We start from the raw sequence: 20,859 nt of genomic DNA, 5'->3' as shown, positions 1-20,859 counted from the left end.
CGGTCCCCGGTTCCCGGGTCCCGGTTTCCGGCCGGCGGGGGTGGTGCGCACGGTGTGGTTGTCTCGGTCGGGGGGTGTCGGGCGTACCGTTCGCTCGATACCAGGGTGGATGAAATACGGGCTGGAGAAAGATACCCAGGGATTGTCGGCAATCCGTGGCATAGTGGACATCTATGGTTGGCTTCCGTGACTCCGGCGCATCGCATCTGCGACTTGTACCGGAAGAACTGAATGCGCAAGAAGGCAATGCATCCGATCACGATGACGGTGCTCCGGAATATCCATTCGGCTGCTCGCTTCGAACAAAGAGGCGTTCGCTATCGGTGAGTTATCGGATCTCGCTCCAACTTGATGGCATCTCCACGCAGGTATCGCGTCGGATTATCGTAAATTCCGATGTCACGCTGGACCACCTCCATTCTCTCGTTCAGCGCGCCATGGGTTGGCGCGATATGCACGGTCATACATGGAGAAAGGCCGGCACGCGTTTCCCCGGAGATTTCGAGGAGTACGTGCCGCTTCACCGAGTTTCCGATCGTCGTGGTGCGGGTCAGATCGCCGTCGCTGAAAACGAAATCCGCTTGGACGAAATTCTGGTCTTGCCCGGAGATAAGATTCAGTATCGCTACGGTCGCATGGGGAGCTGGCGTCATACTTTGATTCTGGATGCGGTCGACGACGGCGATATCGACATTTCTGTGATTTGCGTCGAGGGAGTTGGTGCATGCCCGCCGGAAGCATGCGTTGGCCCCGAAGAATACGAGCAATTGCTCGGAGTGCTCGTTTCCGAAGAACTGCGATCGCGTGAGTGGACCTTGGAATGGGCCCAGACCGATTTCGATCCCGAGCATTTTGACCTCGACGAGGTCAATGATCGACTATCCCGTTGTGTTGGAATTGCGAAGAGTGAGTCAGTTGTAGCGTCGTTCCCTCGCGACTTCGACATTCGTGACCTTTTTGAATTGCTTGCGCCGGCAAGTGTGCCCGAGCTGCATGATGTCTTCGAAATAGCATGTATCGACGATTCGTCCGAGATATCGAACGAGGTTCGTGCCCAGGCAGGTGCTCGACTTCAGATGCTGTTGACCTTGATCGACGCCGAGGGAATCGATGTGGCGACTTTCGACTCGACGGTCGACGTTGTGCTGGATCAGCCGGCACTCGGGCCAGTCAATTTGCCCAAGGCCACGCGGTTGTTCGTCCTTCTGCGCAGTTGGGGTCTGGCGAGGAAGCTGAAGGGCCAGATCGTATTGACCCGTCGGGGACGCTTGGCGTCGGAGGATGTCGATGTGATGTGGGACTGCATCGTCGCGCAGGTTCCCGTTGCGCCCCACGGAAGTGCGCGGGCAGTCGAACTTCTGATCCTTCTTTCGGTGGCGGCGGGGTTGGACCCGTCGGATCGCCATCATCTTGTTGCGGGCTCTCTGTCACAGATCCGATCATCGGTTGTTTTGACGTCGGAGTCGGCGGTGCCGGTGAAGCGTGCGCACACCACAGTCGAGGTTCTCGATCTGATCGGAGCGATTGGTCAGGATCTCTTGGGAATCGGCTCGACGCGGGATATGCCATGGGCAGTCGATCTTGCGCGGGCAGTCCTGCAACGCTAGAAAAATGGGGCCCGGGCCGACTTTGAACTTCGGCCCGAACCCCATTGCTTCTGGACAGATCAGATATTGACGCCGTAATCGCGAGCGATACCGGCGAGACCGGACGCGTAGCCCTGGCCGATTGCCCGGAACTTCCATTCGGCGTTGTGGCGGTACAGCTCACCGAAGATCATCGCGGTTTCCGTCGAGGCGTCTTCGGAGAGGTCGTAGCGTGCGAGTTCAGATCCGGTGGAAAGGTCGACGACGCGAATGTAGGCGTTGGTGACCTGACCGAATGACTGGAGTCGCGCGTCGGCGTCGTGAATCGATACCGGGAAGAAGATGTTAGTGACGTTGGGAGGTACGGCGGAGAGGTCGACGTTGATTACCTCGTCGTCGCCGTCTCCATCTCCCGTGAGGTTGTCCCCGGTGTGTTCGATGGAACCGTCCGGAGAGCGGAGGTTGTTGTAGAACACGAAGTGAAGGTCCGAAAGTACCTTGCGTTCGGGGCCGGTGACCAAGGCGCTGGCGTCGAGGTCGAAGTCAGCGCCGCTGGTACTTCTTGCGTCCCATCCGAGGCCGACCGAGATCTTGGTCAGGTTGGGTGCTGCCTTCGACAGAGATACGTTGCCGCCCTTGGCAAGTGTGACGCCCATTCAGGTTCCTCTCGTTCGAGTGTGGTGGTTTTCCACATTCGTGAGTTCTGTTCCTGATTCACCATACCGCTACCCAAGATTCTGGGGTGGGGGGTGTGAGGTGTTGTTGCCTTTCAGTCGAATAGTGCGCGGATGTCGTCGGCTTCCAGTGTGGAGCTAAGCAACTCGTCGGAGTCCATGACGCTCGAGAACAACGCGGATTTCTTGGCTTTGAGTGCCATGACCTTGTCTTCGATTGTGTCTTTGGCGATGAGTCTGTACACCATGACGTTCCGGGTTTGGCCAATTCGATGGGCGCGGTCCACAGCTTGCGTTTCGGTAGCAGGGTTCCACCAGGGGTCGAGAATGAAGCAGTAGTCGGCTTCGGTGAGGTTGAGACCGAAGCCACCAGCTTTGAGGCTGATCAAAAACACTGGAGCAGTGCCGGTCTTGAACTCGTCCAACACTTCTCCGCGGTTGCGGGTACTGCCATCGAGATAGCAGTAGCGAATGTTTTCGGCGTCGAGCCGTTTGCGAACGGAGGTGAGGAATCCGGTGAATTGGCTGAAAATCAAAGCTCGGTGCCCGCCGGCGACGACGTCGTCCAATTGTTCGACAAGCGCGTCGACCTTTGCCGATGGGATGGCGGTGTGTTTGTCGTCGATCAGCGAAGCGTCCAGGCTGAGCTGACGTAAGAGTGTGAGGGACGCAAGGATCGTGAATCGATTCTTGTCGACGTCGGTCAGTAATCCCAAGATCTTCTGGCGCTCACGTTGGAGATGAGTGTCGTAGAGCGTGCGGTGTTTGGGGTGGAGTTCGATCTCGAGCACTTGTTCTTGCTTGGCCGGAAGATCGTGAACTACCTGTTCTTTGGTTCGTCGAATCATCAAGGGCTTGACGCGTCGGCGTAATTGTTCCAAACGGTCTGTGTCGCCGTCATTTTCAATGGGTCGACGGTACTGTTCGGTGAACTGCGCGGCATTCGGAAAGAGTCCGGGCGCAGTGATCGAGAGTAGGGACCAGAGTTCCGTCAGGTTGTTTTCCATCGGAGTTCCGGTGATTGCGAGCTTGAACGGTGTCTCGAGGTTCCGGGCGCACTGGTGGACTTTGGATTTATGGTTCTTTGCAAACTGGGCCTCGTCGAGGATGAGGCCGGACCAACTGTTTGCGGAATAGGATTCGGCGTCGAGTCGAAGCAATGTGTACGAGGTGAGCACGATGTCGGCGCCGTCAACGATGTTGGTGAGATCGATATTTTGCCGTTTGAGAGTTCCGGCCACGACTACGGTTGCGAGTTCCGGTGTGAATCTTGCGATTTCGGATTTCCAGTTGGACACAACGCTGGTCGGTGCAACAATCAGAAATGGCGGTGCCGTCGGATCCGTTTGGCGTGCAACGGCAATCATCGCCAGTGTCTGCAGTGTTTTGCCGAGGCCCATGTCGTCGGCGAGGATTCCGCCGAGGCCGTGCTTTCGCAAGAAGTTGAGCCAGCGGTACCCGTCGATCTGGTAGGGGCGGAGTGTGGCTTGCAGCGTCTCGGGGACGTCGACTTGCTCGATAGTGGGGTGAGCGAGTAGCCCGCCTACTTGCTCTTTCCATTGCGCTGCTTGATGTTCGATGATTCCCAATGAAGTGAGATCGTCCCAGAGTCCGGCCTGGAACTTGCTGATCTTGAGCGGCCCGTTGGGTCGGTCGAGGAGCGAGCGAGCCTCGGCAATGAGGCGCTGGAGTTCACGGAGTTCGGGTTTGTCGAGGCTGAAGTATGCACCGTCGGCGAGTAGGAGTTCGGTGTCACCGCGACTGAGTGCGGCGAAGATGTCCGCGAAATGCACTTCTTGGCCGTCTGCGTTGACGGTGACGTCGAGGTCGAACCAGTCGGAACTGACGTTGTCCGACGAAGCAGAAGTGGAGAGTCCGATAACGAGTGAATCGTCGGTAGCTCTGTAGTTTGCCGGCGACCCGATGACGGCGACCTCGGTGTCCGGGTGATCGAGTAGTAGAGGTAGGACGTCGAGAGCGAATCGCATGGTGTCCAGGCCGGTCAACGGGCCGTCGCTCAATTTCTGGGAGCTCGGTGGGTTGCCGGTCGGTGTGAGCAGGGGGAGCACCGTGTCGAGGATGCTCTGTTCGTTGTTGTACGAGCGGCAGTCGACGGTGGTGGAGTGTGCCTCCACCGCTACTGAAAAGCGCTCGGTGCCGACGGCGTAATGCCACGCCCACCGCAGGTCGACGCGATGATCGTCGCTGAAGCTGGCCTGTAGATGCAGAACGGGTCCGGTGACGGCCGGCGCAACATACGAGTTGTCGGAGGAGACGATATCTGCGAGCGCACCGAGGTTGACGGCGTAGCGCGATGTGAATGTGTCGCGGTGCTCTGCGGGTACGTCAATAGTGTTGCGCGCGTTGAAGAATTCCTGAAGCTCCGGCGCGATGGGATCACTCAGTGGGGCCAGCCGGATAGTACCGTCGGGATCTGCGGTGAACACTCCGTGCGCAGAGGGACCGATGAGTCGCCAGATCGACGGTGTCGAATTCGGTCCCTCGGTATCGGTGGCGATCTGGACACTCGGCGCGATGATCAGTCCGTCGTCGGGGCCGGTTGTCACGTCGATGGATAGGTGCGCACTGTGCTCGAGCGTGACGGGCCCGAGTCTTGGATCGGAGTGCATCAGGGGAATGCCGGCACTGCGGGCTTCGGCGAGCAATGTCCAGAGTCCGGGGCTCGGGAAGTCTGCCAGATCAAAATCTGTGGCGGTCTGGTGCCGATAGACTGATCCGCCGTTGAACAGCAGGTGGATGTCGTGCAGGATGCGGATTTGTCGAGCCGGATGCTGGTACGACGTGCCGAGCTTGTTCCAGGCCAACCCGCCGGATATCCATCCCCGGGCTCCGGGTTGCACGGGTTTGACTAGTAGTTGTCTGCGCTCGCCCTGTGTTCGAAGTGTGAATTGAATGCCGAGATCAGTCGCTGCGTGTTCGACAGGACCGCTTCGAAGTAGAGTGCGCAGTGAATCTTCCCAGTTCACGGATGGTTTTGGTAGTTCTGCCTGCGCCGCGGCAGCTACGACGAGTGCGGCCACATGCTTGCAATTCATACGTACCGGACATGTACAGACGCCGCGGAGGATGGTGACGACACCGTGTGGTCGGCGTGTGAGAAAGACCGTCGTGACGTATGTCTTGGTACCCGAAACCTCGCCGACGATGGTCTCTGATGCCGGGGCCCACTCGAATTCGCGGACCGCGCCTTGTCGGAAATAGGTGAGGCCGCGCTGAAACGTTGTTGTACCGACGACAGCACGGATCTGGTCCAAGTCGAGGACTGTCGCTGCTGCCGGTTGCATCGCTCCAGACTAATCCGGGGTGCCGACACTCTCGGGACTGTGTGACGTATATAGAAAAATATCAGGCGACTGCCCTGTATGTTTCAATGATCGCATTTTACCTTTTGGAGTCGAATTGAAGATCAAGTCGACCGCGCCCGCCCGAATCGGCAAGCTGGGGGTTGCGGTTATTTTGCTGTGTGTGCTGACCACGCAGGTGATCGGTGCAACGGCAGTAGGTGCTGAGCCGAGCGCTGGGAGCCTGGGAAGCCTCGGGAGTATTGAGGGGAGCGTGGCGAACACCGGCAGTCTCGGGAGTGTGGGCGGGAGCCTCGAGAGCGTCGGGAGCTTCGATTTCGGCTCGACGATACCCAAGGTATTCCAGAATGATCCGGGACCGATTCCGGCCTTGCGCGACGACATCGAAATCTCCGAGATCAAAGGTGAGAACGTCACTGGCGCTCAATCGCTGCGCCTGACGGTCGCGTCGCCCGCATTGCGACGCGAAGTAGGCGTCGAGATTTTGCTTCCTCACGATAATTCGGTACCGCGCCCTGCCCTTTACATGCTCGAAGGTGTCGACGCGAGGGAAGACACAAGCGGGTGGATGACGATTGGCGGCGCTCCGGCGTTCTTCGCAGACAAGAACGTGAACGTCGTGATGATCAACGGTGGCGTGGCGGGCCTGTACACGGACTGGGACAACGCGGATCCCAAGGTCGGCCTGCACAAGTGGGAAACTTTCATCACCCAGGAACTGCCGCCGTTGATCAACACGCGATTCAATACCAATGGCATCAACGCGATTGCCGGCAACTCGATGGGTGCGCAGGGTGCAATGATGCTTGCTCATCGAAATCCGGAGTTGTATCGCGGAGTAGCGGTCTTCAGTGGCTGCTATTCGACGATGGATGTGTGGGGCAGAACGAGTACCCAGTGGACGGTTTCTTCGCGCGGCGGGGATCCCAACAACATGTGGGGCGAGGTCGGCGGACCGGAGTGGGAAGCACACGACTCGCTCGTGAACGCGGAAAGTCTGCGCGGCAAAGAGATCTACATTTCGACGGCCAACGGACTGCCTGGTTCGGCCGAAACGTTGCAGACGCCTGAACTCCTCGAGCGTCTGGTCGTCGGCGGCGGTATCGAAGCGGTGGCAAATCAGTGCACGCACGAGTTCGACCAGCGATTGCAGGATCTTGATATCGCGGCAACGGTCGACTACGAGCCCAACGGCACGCATGCCTGGGCATACTGGCGTGAGCGCCTCCCCAAGGCGTGGCCGACTCTGTCGAAGGCGCTCGGCGTCTGAGATCTGGGAACAACATGAGATGTCCCTGCAACGATCAATCGATGCGGGGACATTTTGTGTATCAGGGTTGCGTGCCCGAAATAAGAGATTTAACGCGACTGCGCGGTATCTTCTAGGGATCGCATTTAACCTTTGGAGTCAAATTGAACGTCACATCGACCGCTCGCGCCCGACTCGGAAAGCTCGGCGTAGCGGTGATCGCGTTGTGCGCGCTGTCCACTCAGGTGGTCGGTGCCACGGCAGCAGGTGCTGCTCCGAGTCCCGGAACCCTCGAGAGCGCCGGCAGTGTCGGGGCCATGGAGACCATCGAGTCCTTCGGAGGCCTGGGTTTCGGGACCACTATGCCCGAGATATTCCGGGATGCGCCCGAACCACTACCGGTGCTTCGCGACGATATCGTCACGCCTGAGATCACCGGGGAGAGCGTCACAGGCTCTCAATCGCTGCGCCTGACGGTCGCGTCGCCCGCATTGCGACGTGAAGTCGGCGTCGAGATTCTGCTTCCCGCCGACAGTTCGGTACCGCGCCCGGTCCTTTTCATACTCGACGGCGTCGACGCGGGGGAGAACACAAGTAAGTGGATGACGCAGGGCGGCGCACCCGAGTTCTTCGCAGACAAGAATGTGTACGTGGTGGTGGTGAACGGCGGCGCGGCTAGCTTGTACACGGACTGGGAGAACATGGATCCCCAGCTCGGCCTGAACAAGTGGGAAACATATCTCACTCAGGAACTGCCGCCACTGATGGATGGGCGGTTCGAGACCACAGGTGTCAAGGCGATTGCCGGCCATTCGATGGGTGCGCAGGGCGCGATGATGCTTGCACACCGGAACCCGACGTTGTACAGCGGAATTGCGGTTTTCAGTGGCTGCTATTCGACGATGGATGTGTGGGGCAGGACAAGCGCGCAGATGACAGTTTCTTCGCGCAGTGGGGATCTGAACAACATGTGGGGCGAACTCGGCGGACCCGAGTGGGAAGCACATGACTCTCTTTTGAACGCGGAAAGTTTGCGCGGTAAAGAGATTTACATTTCGGTGGCCAACGGATTGCCGGGTTCGGACGAAACATTGCAGTCTCCTGATCTCGGTGAGCGTCTGGTCGTGGGCGGCGGTATCGAAGCTGCGGCCGAGGAGTGTACGAGGCAGTTCGACCGACGATTGCAGGATCTTGATATCGCGGCAACGGTCGACTACGAGCCCAACGGCACGCATGCCTGGGCATACTGGCGTGAGCGCCTCCCCAAGGCGTGGCCGACTCTGTCGAAGGCGCTCGGCGTCTAAGATCTGGCGAACAACATCAGATGTCCCTGCATCGATCAATTGAGGCAGGGACGTTCTGTGTGTAAGGACGGGCGTACCGAAGGTTCCTTCTGAACTGGACGGTATTCTTCACTGGATTTCATTTTTACTTGTTTGGGAGCCTGATGAAGAAGAGCCTGACTTCGCCCACCTCTGTGCGCCGGGCCGGAGTCGTCGCGACAGCCCTGTGTGCTCTCGGGATTCAGGTGTTCACCACCGCTGTGGCGGGTGCGACACCGACTTCCGACAGCGTGGAGGGCTTGAAATACGGTTCCACCGTGCCAGGCTCCATGCAGGGTAACCCGGGGATTCGTCCGGAACTGCGCAGCGGGATGGGGGCCGCGACAATCGTCGGTGAAAGTGTCACCGGATCCCAGGCTGTGCGCCTGACGATTGCTTCACCTGCTCTGCAACGCGAGGTGGGCGTCGAAATCCTGCTCCCGGCGGACAATTCCGCACCCCGGCCGACTCTCTATCTTCTCGACGGTGCGGCAGGATCGGAGGAGTCGAGCGGATGGATGAGTTTCGGTGGGGCGCCGGATTTTTTTGCGGACAAGAATGTCTACGTCGTCATGCCCAACGGCGGCAAGGCCGGAATGTACACGGATTGGCAGAATGTCGATCCGAAGCTCGGATTGCACCGGTGGGAAACGTTCATCACGGAGGAATTGCCGCCGCTCGTCGATGCGCGGTTTGCAACTAACGGCGTCAAGGCGATTGCCGGCACGTCGATGGGTGCGCAGGGCGCAATGATGCTTGCGGGGCGACACCCCGGAATGTACAAGGGAGTAGCGGGTTTCAGCGGTTGTTATTCGACCACGGATCTCTGGGGTCGTGCCAGTATTTTGTCGACCGTGACCTCGCGTGGTGGGAACCCGGGCAATATGTGGGGCGAACTTGGTGGACCGGAGTGGGAAGCCCACGACTCACTCCGCAATGCCGAGCAACTCCGAGGAACGGAAATCTACCTGTCAGTGGGACCCGGAGCACCGGGTCCGCACGAGAACCTGCAGACCCCGAGCCTTGCCGATCGTCTGATTGTCGGCGGGACTATCGAGGCGGTCGCCAACATGTGTACCCACGCTTTCGATGAGCGACTTCGTTCACTCGGTATCGCGGCCACGGTGGCTTACGAGCCCAACGGAACACACTCGTGGGGATACTGGCGTGATCAACTCCCCAAGGCCTGGCCGACGCTGTCGAAGGCCCTCGGAATCTGAGCGTTAGTCCTGGCACACAGCAGCGTCCCCGCACCGAAAGCTCAATGGTGCGGGGACGCTGCCGTGTGAAGCAGTGATCAGGCGTCGACAAGCTCCTCGGAGAAGGGATCTCCGTTGCGCGGAGCATTGAAGCGTGCGGTGTCGAGAATGCCTTCACGCTTGGCGACGATGACCGGGACAAGTGCCTGGCCGGTGACGTTGACTGCGGTACGGCCCATGTCGACGATCGGTTCGACAGCCAGCAGCAGTCCGACGCCGGCGAGCGGGAGGCCCAACGTCGAGAGGGTCAGCGTGAGCATGACCGTTGCACCCGTGGTGCCGGCAGTTGCAGCAGAACCGATGACCGAAACCACGATGATCAGCAGGTAATCGGTGAAGGAGAGCGGGACGTCGTAGAAACCGGCGACGAAGATCGCTGCGATTGCGGGGTAGATGGCGGCGCAACCGTCCATCTTGGTGGTGGCACCGAGCGGCACGGCGAACGACGCGTATTCGCGGGGAACACCGAGATTGCGTTCGGTGACGCGTTCGGTCAACGGCAGGGTGCCGATCGACGAGCGGGAAACGAAGCCGAGCTGTGTGGCCGGCCACACGCCGGAGAAGAAGTTCCGAACCGAGAGGCCGTGTGCGGCAATGAGGGCCGGGTACACGACGAAGAAGACGATGGCGAGGCCGATGTAGACGGCGGCCGTGAAGACGCCGAGCGAGCCGATGGCGTCCCAGCCGTAGGTTGCGACGGCGTTGGCGATCAGGGCGGCGGTGCCGATCGGTGCTAGACGGATGATCCACCACAGGATCTTCTGAATGATGGCCAGCAACGAAGCGTTGAACTCGAGGAACGGTTCGGCCTTCGCACCGATCTTCAGAGCGGCGATACCGATAGCTGCGGCAATGACGAGCAACTGCAGAACGTTGAAGCTCAGCGACGTGGTGGCTGCGCCTTCCACAACTGACGTCTTAGCGCCCAGGCCGAGGAAGTTGTTGGGTACCAAACCGGTGACAAACGCCCACCAGGAACCGGAACTCTTCGGTTCCTTGGCCGCATCGATGGCGACATCGGTCCGCGATCCCGGATCGGTGATCAGGCCGACGACGATACCGATGATCACGGCGATGAACGCGGTGATCGCGAACCACAGCAAAGTCTGGACTGCCAGGCGGGCGGCATTCGCGACCTCACGGAGGTTGGCGATCGAGCTGACGATGGCAGTGAACACCAGCGGAATCACGGCCACGGTGAGTAGCTTGACGTAGCTGGAACCGATGGTCGCCACGGTGCCGATGAGCCAGTTGCTATTGCCGTCGGCGGCGTCGGGCATCGCACGTGCAACGAGGCCGATGATCACGCCGATGATGAGGCCGGCGATAATCTGCGGTCCGAATGATGTTGCCCAAGAAGGAAATCGAGTCCTTGAGCTTTCCGGTGCGCCGGTTTGGGTGGAGCTGGGCATGACAATGCCTTTCGAAAAATCGAAGAGAGCAAAACACAGCACGCCATGAAGAGATTCAGGCGGGGTTTCGCGAAAAATGTGTCCTGGTACGCGCTAGGTCAGAGCGAGCGCATACACATAGCGCTCGCCTGCAGGCGAAGGTCGACGTAGCGTCGAGAGGTCAGGAGCAACACTCGGCACAGAGTACTCGTTGCTTAAACTACCGATTGCCGCGGGCTGCTCGAGGGTGTGCCCGGACAGTGCGAAATGGGCGGTGACTAGTGTCGAAGTTCGTAGGTGCACCGGCGCCTGCACGTCGGCTAGCGGAAGCGAGAGACCGATGAGCGTTCGACATGCCGAGTACCCACATCCCAAGCATTTCCTGGTGCACGTGAGTGACACCCACCTCGTTGCCGAAGGGGACCTCTACGACGCAGTCGATGCGGAAGCGCGACTTCGCGAGGTCCTGGCCGGTGTCGAAAATTCCGGGGCGCGCCCGCAGGCATTGATCTTCACCGGTGATCTGACCGACGGCGGGGAACCTGATGCGTACGAGAAACTGAAGGCAATTGTGGAGCCGGTGGCAGCCGGCGTCGGTGCCGCGGTCATCTGGGCGATGGGTAACCACGACGATCGTGAACACTTCCGGACGTCGTTGCTGAACGAGTTGCCGTCACAACAGCCGGTCGATCGTGTGTACGACGTCAACGGACTCCGCATCATCACTCTGGATTCGAGTGTTCCCGGTCATCACTACGGCGAGATCACCGACGCCCAGTTGGAATGGCTCCGAACCGAGTTGGCAAGTCCCGCTCCGGACGGAACGATTCTGGCCCTTCATCATCCGCCGGTTCCGTGTATTCAGGACCTGGCGGTTTCTGTCGAACTTCGAGACCAGTCACGGTTGGCCGATGTGCTTCGTGGTAGTGATGTGAGGTCCATTCTGGCTGGGCACCTGCACTATTCGACGATGGCGACCTTCGCCGGGATTCCGGTATCGGTGGCGTCGTCGACCTGTTACACCCAGGACCTCAACGTCGAAGTGGGTGGCCAGCGTGGCCGAGACGGTGCACAGGGCTGCAATCTGGTTCACGTGTACGCCGACACGATCGTTCATTCGGTGGTTCCGATCGGCGCCTACCCCACAGTGGGTGAGCCTGTCGACGCTGCCGCAGCGGCGGTCAAATTGGCCGCTGCGGGCATTGTGGTCAGTGAAACATTAAGTACTGCAGGCAGTTAGGATCAACTGCGGTGCTCCCACGGAGCTGGGATGGGGTAGTAATTCTCGAGGAATTCGGTCACTTTTTGTGTGCGCAGCTCGAGGTCGATCTCGGGTGCACTGCCGTCATTGAGGCAGAAGAAATCCATCGAACGATTCTCGAGCAATGAATTCATCTGTCGAAGGCCAGCGTGGACGGTGGTGTCGACGTACTTGACTGTCGCAGACTTCTGTACGACAGATCGTCCGCTCATCAAGGTGTAGTAGTGGTACAGCGAGTTGGTCACCGAAATATTGGAGCTCGCGCGGAAAGTACTTGCCGCAGTTGCTGCGAAATCCGCCGCGAATTCGACTTCCATTTCCGCCATGACGCTTTTACGCAAGGGCGTTGCGGCGTGTTCGAGATGACGAGTTGTCATCAATCCGAACCGCTCTTGTAAGAGTCGTCGATTGACCCGAGCCGCATTTTCGAATCCACTGCGGTCGTCGTCGTTATGCCCCAGCCCGATTCGGGTGTCAGCTTCGATGAACATACTGATACCGCCGGGGGAGAAGAACATGTCCGGACTGACGGGTCGGCCGAAAAACATGTCGTCATTGGAGTAGAGGAAATGCTCGGAAAGGCCCGGTATGTGATGCAATTGGCATTCGACGGCCTGCGAGTTGTGTGTCGGCAGCACAGTTGTATCGGCGAAGAATTCTTCACTCGGCATGAATGTGACGCGCGGATCGTCGGCGAGCCAGGCGGGTCGTTCGGAATCGGTAGCAATAAATATCCGTCGGATCCACGGGGCGTACATGTGCACGGATCGCAGTGCGTATTTCAATTCGTCGATCTGTCGAAAGCGCGCCGCGGAATCGTCGCCTTCACCGACAACGTAGTTCTTCATCCGGAGTGCCCGCTGAGCCTGAAACTCCTTGGAAGAACCGTCAACCCACGAGAAGACGAGGTCGATGTCGAAATTGATGTCCGACGCGTGGTCGGCGAACATGTTCTCGATCGTCGGCCAGGTTCTGCCGAAACGTTCCACCGTCCCGCGGACTGCTTCTTCCGGTCGCACGGTGCGCCGCGTCAGGGAATTCTCCACGGGTAGAACTATTTCTTCTTCGGACATGGACCACAGTTCGATCTGAAGACCGATATTCGCCCCGTAGTTGAGGCCGCTCGTCACATGTACCCGAGGGCGGAACAACCGAAAGATGCGTGCTTTCGGTGTGGTGGAAATACTGCCGTCGGCGATCAGGAGTGCCGGACTTTTCTTTGCGTCGAGAGTCTTCGAATAGAACGGTGTGTCCTGGCACCCTTCGATCAAGGCGCGCCGCAATTTCTTGCGGTAGATCCAGTTGACGGCGATGACCGCGCGCTCGTCGTTGCCGCGGACGAGAAGGTATTCGATTCCAGCCGCGTCGAGAATGTCGCGGATGAACAGAAGATCCTCGATCATCGCTTCGAGCGGGGTCGTGGTGGTGATCGGGAGTGCGAACCGATTCTTGAATCGCACGGTTTCAGGGCGATCGTTCAATCGGGCGCGTACCGAAGCCGAGACGGGTTTCACGGGTTCAGGGGTGTCCTGCTCCGGTGGTACGAAGTAGATGTCGTGCGGAGCGGGAGATTGCGTGATGACGTGCCTTTCGATTTACAAGCCGCACATCGGCGGTGAATCTCCAGTCTAGTCTGGGCGATCCGTCCGAGATCTATACCTCGGCTCGGTTCATTTCGAGGGTCACCGAGGAAATTGTCCGACTCGTGTGGTGATATATGTTCGTGCAATTCCGGGAGGGACCCTAGTGGTCGTTCGACGCCCTGATAACGCAAATGTAGCAATGCGGTTCGTTTGACCGAAGTATTTCAGTAAGTGCTCTCCGAGTTCTGGTTGCCGTTTCAATTCCCATTGCAAGGAGCGTTCCTTGGTACGTCCGCCTGATCCATTCGACTTCAGCGAATATTCACGTCCGCAGCCGGGAAACAGTGGCGTACCTGACCAGGGAGCCGGCGACTTCACTCGGTCCTCCGGCGGATTCGGCGCTCCGCCGCTGAGCCAGCAGCCAACACGGGGTTTCGGGCAGCCCCCATCGGCCTTCGGGCAACCGCCGGGTATGGCTGCCGTCGATTCCTTCGGTGCTGTCAGCCCAAGTGCACCCGTTCAGATGCGTACCGCGCCGACAGCATGGTTGACCGCTGCCGGAGCCGCTGCGGTGATCGGGCTGATCGTGGCCGTCGTAGCCTTGGCTGTGCTCGATTCGGGGCCACTTGCTGTCGTCGCCTGGGTGCTCAGTGGCCCCGTGGCAATCGGGTTGCTTGCTGCCTTTACCTACCGAGATACGCAGGCCCGGGCCAGTGCGTTCTATTCGGAGCCATTGTGGGTGCCCTGGGCGACCCGCGTCGTACTCGCTGTTTCATGCATTGCAGTACTGATCAGTGCGTGGAACATTGCTGATTGGATTGGACGGCTGTGAGCAGAATGCGCGCCGGCGCGCTCTTCGTTTTCGGAATACTGATGCTCAATGCCGCTAGCGGTCTCGGAGTCGTCACGGCGCAAGCAGCCGGAAATACGACTTCGGCGGTCGAGGACTTCGGTTCTTGCCTCGCTTCGCAACAGGCGGGAGATCTCCTCCTTCTGGTCGACGAGTCGTCGAGCCTCCAGATATCCGACCCCGATGCGGCGCGAGTATCCGCAGCAAATTTCCTGTTGGACCGTCTTACTGCTTTCGGAGAATCCGCCGCGGTAGACCTCAACGTCGCCATCGCCGGGTTCTCGAGCGATTACACGGTGCACACGGGTTGGACGTCTCTCGATTCCGGAACGTTACCCACGCTCAAGAGTTCGGTCGACGAGTTCCGCAGCCGGACAAACGGAATCGACACCGATTACTGGGGGGCGATGGACGGCGCTCGGGGCGATCTGGGTGATCGCCCGCAGAACGCCGACGGATCCAGGCGGTGCCAGGCAATCGCATGGTTCTCCGACGGCAAACTGGACTTCACCGAACGCGACGGCAGCAAGCCCTATGCGCCGGGAGCAACATTGGGTTCGCCGGACGGCGTCAAGGCGGTCATTGCAGCGGCAACCGCATCGATCTGCCGACCGGCCGGCATCGCTGACCAGATACGCAGCGCCGGAATCAAGATGTTCGGCGTCGGTCTTGCGGCCGGTACTGCCGTCGCCGACGACTTCGATCTGATGCGTGCGATCACCTCCGGAACTTCCGGCGACGGTACTGAGTGCGGCGCTGTGCAAGCTCCGCCGCCCGGTGAATTCTTCCTCGCCCAGAACATCGACGACCTGCTGTTTGCATTTGACTCCATCAGCACGCCAGGCCAGGCGCCATTGGAACGTGAGAGCGGTGTCTGCGTCCGAGACGTGTGTGAGGAAGGCAAGCACAGGTTTGTCCTGGACAGCTCGATCAGCGCCGTCAACGTGCTCGGCTTTGCAGACGCACCTGGCTTGATCCCGACATTGATTTCTCCGAACGGAGAGCAACTGGCCTTGCCGTTGACCGCCGTGGGAACCGATTCTCGTGGACAGCTCGGCGGGGTCGAGATCAACTATCGATGGGAATCGCCGAATTCGGTGTCCTTCTCGATGACCGATGCGGGTTCGCCTCAATGGCAGGGCGTGTGGGCACTGGCATTCGTCGATCCGACAGGGTCTGCGTCGCAGGCGCGATCCAAGTCCAACATTCATATTTCCGGCAACCTGTTTCCGGCGTGGCTGGGCCAGAAGACGACCGCAGTTCATACCGGTGAGAAGACCAGTGCCATCGAACTCGGAATCGTCGGAGCCGATCGCGCGCCGATCGATCCGGAAACGTTGCTGGGATCGGCAGAACTGTCGGTCTCGATCGTGGATTCGACCGGTACCGTCCACGACGTGGCAGCGCCGTTGCCGAAGGACCGAATCGGTGAGTCGCTAGAACTCGACCTCACCGACGTGCCACCCGGAGATTCGACGCTACGCCTCACCCTCAACGTCACGACGGCGAACGCAACGCGAGCGGACGGTGGCGTCGAGCCGGGAACGGCATTGACGCCTCAGTCGGTCGACATCGCTCTGCCCGTCGCTCCTCCGATCGGATTCCCGTCGCTTCCGACGCGAGTCGACTTCGGCACGCTCGAAGGTAGCGGACGGTTCGATCGAACTCTCGACGTCACCGGCGCAGGATGCGTTCGACTCGACGCGGGTAATCCGGTGTCGATCAAGGGATCACCGGATGGCATCGGATCGGTTGTGCTGACCACGTCGGGTGACGCGCAGTGCCTCGATTCGACTGGCACACTGCCGGTGTCGATCGACATCGAGAACGCCGCCAACGGAACCGTCAGCGGCACGATGTCACTGTTGGTATCGCCGGCTGGGGAGAACGACCGCGAGGTCTCCGTGCCCGTGGAGTTCACAGCGGACGTCCAGAAGCAGGTCGCTCCGGGCCGCTTCTGGCTGACACTGATCGTCGCACTGATCCTCGGTCCGGGTATCCCGCTGCTGCTTCTCTACTTGGGTAAGTGGCTGACCGCAAAAATTCCGGCGGGTGGGCTCAAGGCGAAGCAATTCCCGATCGAGATCAGAAACGGTGAAATTCTCCGCGAGGGGCGACCGTTCGAACTGCGTGACCGTGATCTTGTCGAGTCGGTTCGCGGAATGCACGAAGCGACTCGCGTGCTCGACGCCGACGGCGTCGAATTGCGCACACACGTCGGACTGTCACCGGTCGGTGCCGGATACGTCAGTGCAGCACTGCCGGGATTGCTCGGTGCGTCGGGTTCGACTCCGGCAACGGACAAAGCCGGCAACGCACGACTTCCGCTGGCAGTACACAACTCGTGGGCGGTCTTCCACGATCCGAACGGCCCCGCAGAATCTTCGACGCTGTTGCTGCTGATCAGTGCGGATGCCGACGAGAATCGGGTCGGACGAGTGCTCGACAACGTCCGGAGAAACGTAGCCAACGCGGTGTCCCAGTTGCGTGCAACATCAGTCGGCACTCCCGGTACCGGTGGAGTTTCCGGCGGGCCGAATAGTCCGGGCGGCCAGCAGGTTTCGTCGGCGGCCGACCCGTTCGGTGGCCCGCAGGGTGGAGCCGTACCGGGCGGTTTCCAGCCGGCAAGCGGACATCCGGATGAGTCGACTTGGGCGCCGCCGGCCGCCGGCGGCAACGCGGATCCATTTGCGCCGCCGAGCGGGTTCGATCCGTTCGGACCGCCGGACGGTCGAGGGCGGTAATGACTTTCAGCGTAAGCATCATCATTTCGAGAGGACCGGCATGAGGCGTTTTCTGGTAGTTGGTTGCGGCGGATCGGGCGCGGTCACGTTGGCCTACATGATGGATCAGCTGCGCTCCGATCTTGCAGCTGCCGGCGTCGACAAGATTCCGTCCGGCTGGCAGTTCGTGAGCCTCGACGTTCCGACCGCCCCCGAGTCAGGTCCGGACGGACTCAACAATGTCCGCGACCAGGGTGGTAGTTACTTCGGCAGCGGGCCGCAAGGTGATTCATATGCGGTGCTGGACAACGCACTCTCCAACCAGCTGACCGCACGTCAGCAGTTGAGCTCGATCGCGACCTGGGCGCCCCGCGATCCGCGGAATGTGCCGGTGCCGATAGGTTCGGGAGCCGGCCAGTTCCGTGCACTCGGACGCATGATCACGCTGAGTAAGACAACGGGTATCAGCGAAGTGCTGCAACGGGCTTGGGACACTTTGTTCACCGTCGGAACCGAGACCGAGATGCGTTCGCTGAACATTCCGGGCGGAGGGTCCTTCGATCCCGGTGAAGCCCCGATCGTGCTGGTCGTTTCCTCGATGGCTGGTGGCGCCGGTGCGTCGATGGCGCTGGACATCTGCCGATTGCTCACTCTCATACCGCGTTTGGATCCGCGAATGATGGGTGTGTTCATGGTCGCGCCCGACATCTTCGACGGGTTGGGTAAGAGCGCGACTACCGGCGTCAGCGCAAACGCATTGGCGATGCTCGGCGAGATCGTCGCCAGCCAGATGGGTTCTGCGCGCGACCACGACGTCACGATTCTGAAGGCCTTGGGCCAGCAGAACGGTGAGGGTGCCGAAGTTCCGTTCGCCCGGGTATTCCCGGTTGGCCGCAGAGTCGGTACCGAAGGCGCACCGTTCGGTGACGGTTCCCAGAATGCGATCTACCGCGGTCTCGGACGCGGACTGTCCGGGCTGATGATGAGTGGCGCCGCGACTCGCCAGTTCATCCAGTACGACCTCACCAACGGCGGCGGCCTGGCTGGTCTGCGTGAGCACATCGGGTGGGGAGCCGGGGCGTGGGACAGCTTGCCGTGGGGCACATTCGGATTCTCGAGCCTGAGCATGGGCCGCGACCGGTACGCGGAATACTCCGCTCAGCGACTCGCTCGCAGTAGCGTCGACCGTTTGCTCGACGGGCACCTTCAGCGCGGGAACCCGGCCTCGGACGAGGAGCAGGTCAACGCGATTCTGGACAGCCAATGGCCGTCGATTTTGGCGCGCGTCGGACTGTCCGATCGTAATGCCGGCGGCGGCGGTGCTGCTCCGGCGAACGTCGGCGGATGGATCACGGGAACTGTTCTGCCGTGGGACGAGATCGGCCGGATGTCGCGTCAGATCGTCGAGTCTCAACTCCGCCCGTATATCCCTTCCGGCGACGGAATGAATGCCAAGCAGTGGGTTCCGGACGTCCAGATGGCTATCCGTGGGCGTTCGATCGCCTTGCGGGGTACGTCGGACAATGCCGCTCTGTTGCATGCCTTCGGTTGGCAGGATCGCATCGTTCACAACATCGAGTCGATGGTCGGCGAAGCCATCTCCACTCTCGGATTGCCCTACGCGACAGCGATTGTCAACCGTTTGGCGGCGTACCTGCGTGACATTATTCGTCCGGCCGCCGAAGACCTGGCAAAGCTGGCGCCGGCGGACATCACCGCACCCACGCCGGGTGTCACGGCAACGCTGGCCAGCCTCAACGGGACGATCCCGATGAGCGCCGCTGTTATCGATTCCGTTGTCGCGGAGTACCAGGGCAACGTCAGCCGGCAGATCTACTCGACGCTGTCCGGCAAGGTTCGCGATATCGCGGCCGCATTGGTGCCGGAGATCACGACGCCGTTGTTGGCCGCTCTCAACGAATCTCAGACTGTTCTGCGGATCGCGAGCAAGACACCGGCAATCGATGTCGGACTGGCGAGGCTCGAGACGGACCAGTATGCAGCCTGGCCCTCCGACGCGGCAGAGCGTGTTCCGCAGCGGTTCGCCGAGGCTAACAACGAGGTGATGCTGACGCCGTCGGCGGAGTTCCTCTCGCAGTACCGCAGTGACCTGCCGATGGCGGTTGCCGAGGATTCGTCTGTGCCGCCGCCATTCGAGACGGCCGTGCAGATCGCGTCGCAGCGAGTTGTCACCGGACAGTGGCCCACCACCGACGGTTCGCGTGCACCGGGTCAGGTTGTGCCATTGATCGAACGGACGGCAACGTGGCGCTCCAAGGCGTTCCCGGTCAACCCGTCCACCAACGAAGCGCTCATCCCGTCGGCCGCTCGTTACGACATTCACCTGCGCGGCGCCGAATTGCTGGACCGTGCACGGGCGTACGTCTCGCGGACCGGAGAGTCCTTCGACCGGTTCTGCAAGGTGACGCTGCGTGATTACATCGTGGCCTCGGGAGTCCCTGAATACGAGCTGTCGCAGCGCACTTCGCTGTTGCTTTCGAAGTTCGGCGAGGCGCTCTCACTCGCTCGTCCGCTTGCGAGCGTCAACCAGCAGGCCATGGAAGCGCTGCACCCGGGTCAGCAGATCGCGTACCGGTACAAGTTCTCGGCCGTGCCTTTCCTCAACCTTCCGGTGTCGGACCTGCTGGCTCAGGTCATCAGTCACAACCCGAAGATCGATCGTGAAACCGGTGACGGCTTCGGACGCGTACTGACGGATGAGGGCGGACTCAAGCGACTCGACATCTTCGGCTCGTATCCCAACTACTCACCGCTAGCCTACGATTCGGTCCTCAAGCCGGCCGCGAAGCAGTGGGCGGATTCGACGCCGTCGCAGCAGGAAGCGTTCTGGTCGATGCGTCGGTCGAGGCCGCTGGCTGCGTCGTTGCCCATGCACGAGAATGAGCGTCGCGCGATGACAGCCGGCTGGTTCCTCGGACTTGTGCTGGGGCGCATCCGGATTCCGGCGCCGCCGTTCCTCGAGCCGGTGCGAGTCTGGTCGGCAGCGGACAGTGCGTGGCTGGATTTCCCGAACCCACTGCTCACTCCGCCGGCACGCTTCGGCGCTAACAACGACTGGTTGCCGGCAGTGCTCGAGTCGGTACTCCTGGCGATGGCACAGTCGCACCAGCAACCGGTCATGTCCTCGATGTATCCGTACCGGGCTTTGCGCTCGATTTACGATGCGACGCTGGAGGATCCGGCACGCGGCATCAACGAGATCTCGGCGAAGGCCGCGTTGACGGACTGGCTGCGTACAGGGGAAACCCAAACCGGATGGCCGTCGGCGGTTCCGGAATCGGACGGGGCTTCCACGACCAAGGAGCGCAGCGCCAAGGCCGTCGAGTGGCTTGATCGGTTGAATGCGTTTGCCGGCCACCACTATATGGCTCCGGGTCAGGACGGTGCGGCCGGTGGCGGCACCTTCTCCCTGATCACCTCGAGAGGTCAGGCGTCCAAGACCCCGATCTTCCGTGACCTCGCGCCCGACGTTTTCTGGGCGACTGCCGAGTTGTCGACAATGGTCAAGGAATGTGAGGAAGCAGCCATGCGTCCGGTGCAAAGCGGTATCCCCACAATGCCTTCGGCCGGTTTCGGAGACAACGACATCGTGATTCCCGACCTAGGACAGTTCTGAC

Annotated in this window: 13 protein-coding genes; 9 read left to right on the top strand and 4 right to left on the bottom strand. The window is 60.5% G+C overall.

What is annotated here, in order from left to right; genetic code table 11:
* Together QM600_RS14110 and QM600_RS14105 are read left to right on the top strand one after the other, a co-directional pair.
* Positions 1-190: hypothetical protein (locus QM600_RS14110; protein ID WP_283262098.1), on the top strand; the 190-nt coding region annotated here is incomplete at its 5' end.
* Positions 191-323: 133 nt separating this feature from the next.
* On the top strand, positions 324-1,607 hold the full coding sequence (locus tag QM600_RS14105; protein ID WP_283262096.1) for a plasmid pRiA4b ORF-3 family protein: 1,284 nt from the start codon (positions 324-326) through the stop codon (positions 1,605-1,607).
* A gap of 59 nt (positions 1,608-1,666) precedes the next feature.
* On the opposite strand, the gene QM600_RS14100 is transcribed toward QM600_RS14105, so the two are convergent.
* Positions 1,667-2,242 (bottom strand): TerD family protein, encoded by a 576-nt coding sequence (locus QM600_RS14100; protein ID WP_094274183.1) that lies wholly within the window; start codon positions 2,240-2,242, stop codon positions 1,667-1,669.
* 113 nt (positions 2,243-2,355) lie between these two features.
* Positions 2,356-5,565: a DEAD/DEAH box helicase gene (locus QM600_RS14095; RefSeq protein WP_283262094.1), complete on the bottom strand. Its 3,210-nt coding sequence runs from the start codon at positions 5,563-5,565 to the stop codon at positions 2,356-2,358.
* A 115-nt stretch (positions 5,566-5,680) separates the two neighbouring features.
* Here QM600_RS14095 and QM600_RS14090 point away from each other — a divergent pair, with 115 nt between their 5' ends.
* From QM600_RS14090 to QM600_RS14080, 3 genes are all read left to right on the top strand, one after another.
* The gene (locus tag QM600_RS14090; protein WP_283262093.1) at positions 5,681-6,853 is read left to right on the top strand and encodes an alpha/beta hydrolase; all 1,173 of its coding nucleotides are present in this window, start codon (positions 5,681-5,683) and stop codon (positions 6,851-6,853) included.
* Between the two features lie 143 nt (positions 6,854-6,996).
* Positions 6,997-8,136, top strand: a complete 1,140-nt coding sequence (locus QM600_RS14085; RefSeq protein WP_283262092.1) for an alpha/beta hydrolase — start codon at positions 6,997-6,999, stop codon at positions 8,134-8,136.
* Positions 8,137-8,279: 143 nt separating this feature from the next.
* On the top strand, positions 8,280-9,374 hold the full coding sequence (locus tag QM600_RS14080; protein ID WP_283262091.1) for an alpha/beta hydrolase: 1,095 nt from the start codon (positions 8,280-8,282) through the stop codon (positions 9,372-9,374).
* A gap of 77 nt (positions 9,375-9,451) precedes the next feature.
* On the opposite strand, the gene QM600_RS14075 is transcribed toward QM600_RS14080, so the two are convergent.
* Positions 9,452-10,825: a dicarboxylate/amino acid:cation symporter gene (locus QM600_RS14075; protein ID WP_283262090.1), complete on the bottom strand. Its 1,374-nt coding sequence runs from the start codon at positions 10,823-10,825 to the stop codon at positions 9,452-9,454.
* 319 nt (positions 10,826-11,144) lie between these two features.
* Between QM600_RS14075 and QM600_RS14070 the strand changes: the two genes are divergently transcribed.
* Positions 11,145-12,044, top strand: coding sequence for a phosphodiesterase (locus QM600_RS14070; protein WP_283262089.1), 900 nt, complete (start codon positions 11,145-11,147; stop codon positions 12,042-12,044).
* A 2-nt stretch (positions 12,045-12,046) separates the two neighbouring features.
* Here the strand turns inward: QM600_RS14070 and QM600_RS14065 are convergent, their stop codons facing one another.
* Positions 12,047-13,579 (bottom strand): stealth family protein, encoded by a 1,533-nt coding sequence (locus QM600_RS14065; protein ID WP_283262087.1) that lies wholly within the window; start codon positions 13,577-13,579, stop codon positions 12,047-12,049.
* A 352-nt stretch (positions 13,580-13,931) separates the two neighbouring features.
* Between QM600_RS14065 and QM600_RS14060 the strand changes: the two genes are divergently transcribed.
* From QM600_RS14060 to QM600_RS14050, 3 genes are read left to right on the top strand one after another with little or no spacing between them, the layout of a single operon-like run.
* The gene (locus tag QM600_RS14060; RefSeq protein ID WP_283262086.1) at positions 13,932-14,480 is read left to right on the top strand and encodes a hypothetical protein; all 549 of its coding nucleotides are present in this window, start codon (positions 13,932-13,934) and stop codon (positions 14,478-14,480) included.
* Between the two features lie 5 nt (positions 14,481-14,485).
* Positions 14,486-17,242, top strand: a complete 2,757-nt coding sequence (locus QM600_RS14055) for a vWA domain-containing protein (RefSeq protein ID WP_502942977.1) — start codon at positions 14,486-14,488, stop codon at positions 17,240-17,242.
* Between the two features lie 40 nt (positions 17,243-17,282).
* Positions 17,283-20,858, top strand: a complete 3,576-nt coding sequence (locus QM600_RS14050; protein WP_283262084.1) for a tubulin-like doman-containing protein — start codon at positions 17,283-17,285, stop codon at positions 20,856-20,858.
* Position 20,859: the final 1 nt, after the last annotated feature.

The sequence above is a fragment of the Rhodococcus sp. IEGM 1379 genome, from assembly GCF_030056815.1.
Classification (GTDB): domain Bacteria; phylum Actinomycetota; class Actinomycetes; order Mycobacteriales; family Mycobacteriaceae; genus Rhodococcus_F.
The sequence above is the reverse complement of the archived record's forward strand: the minus strand, read 5'-3'. Positions and strand labels throughout refer to the sequence as shown.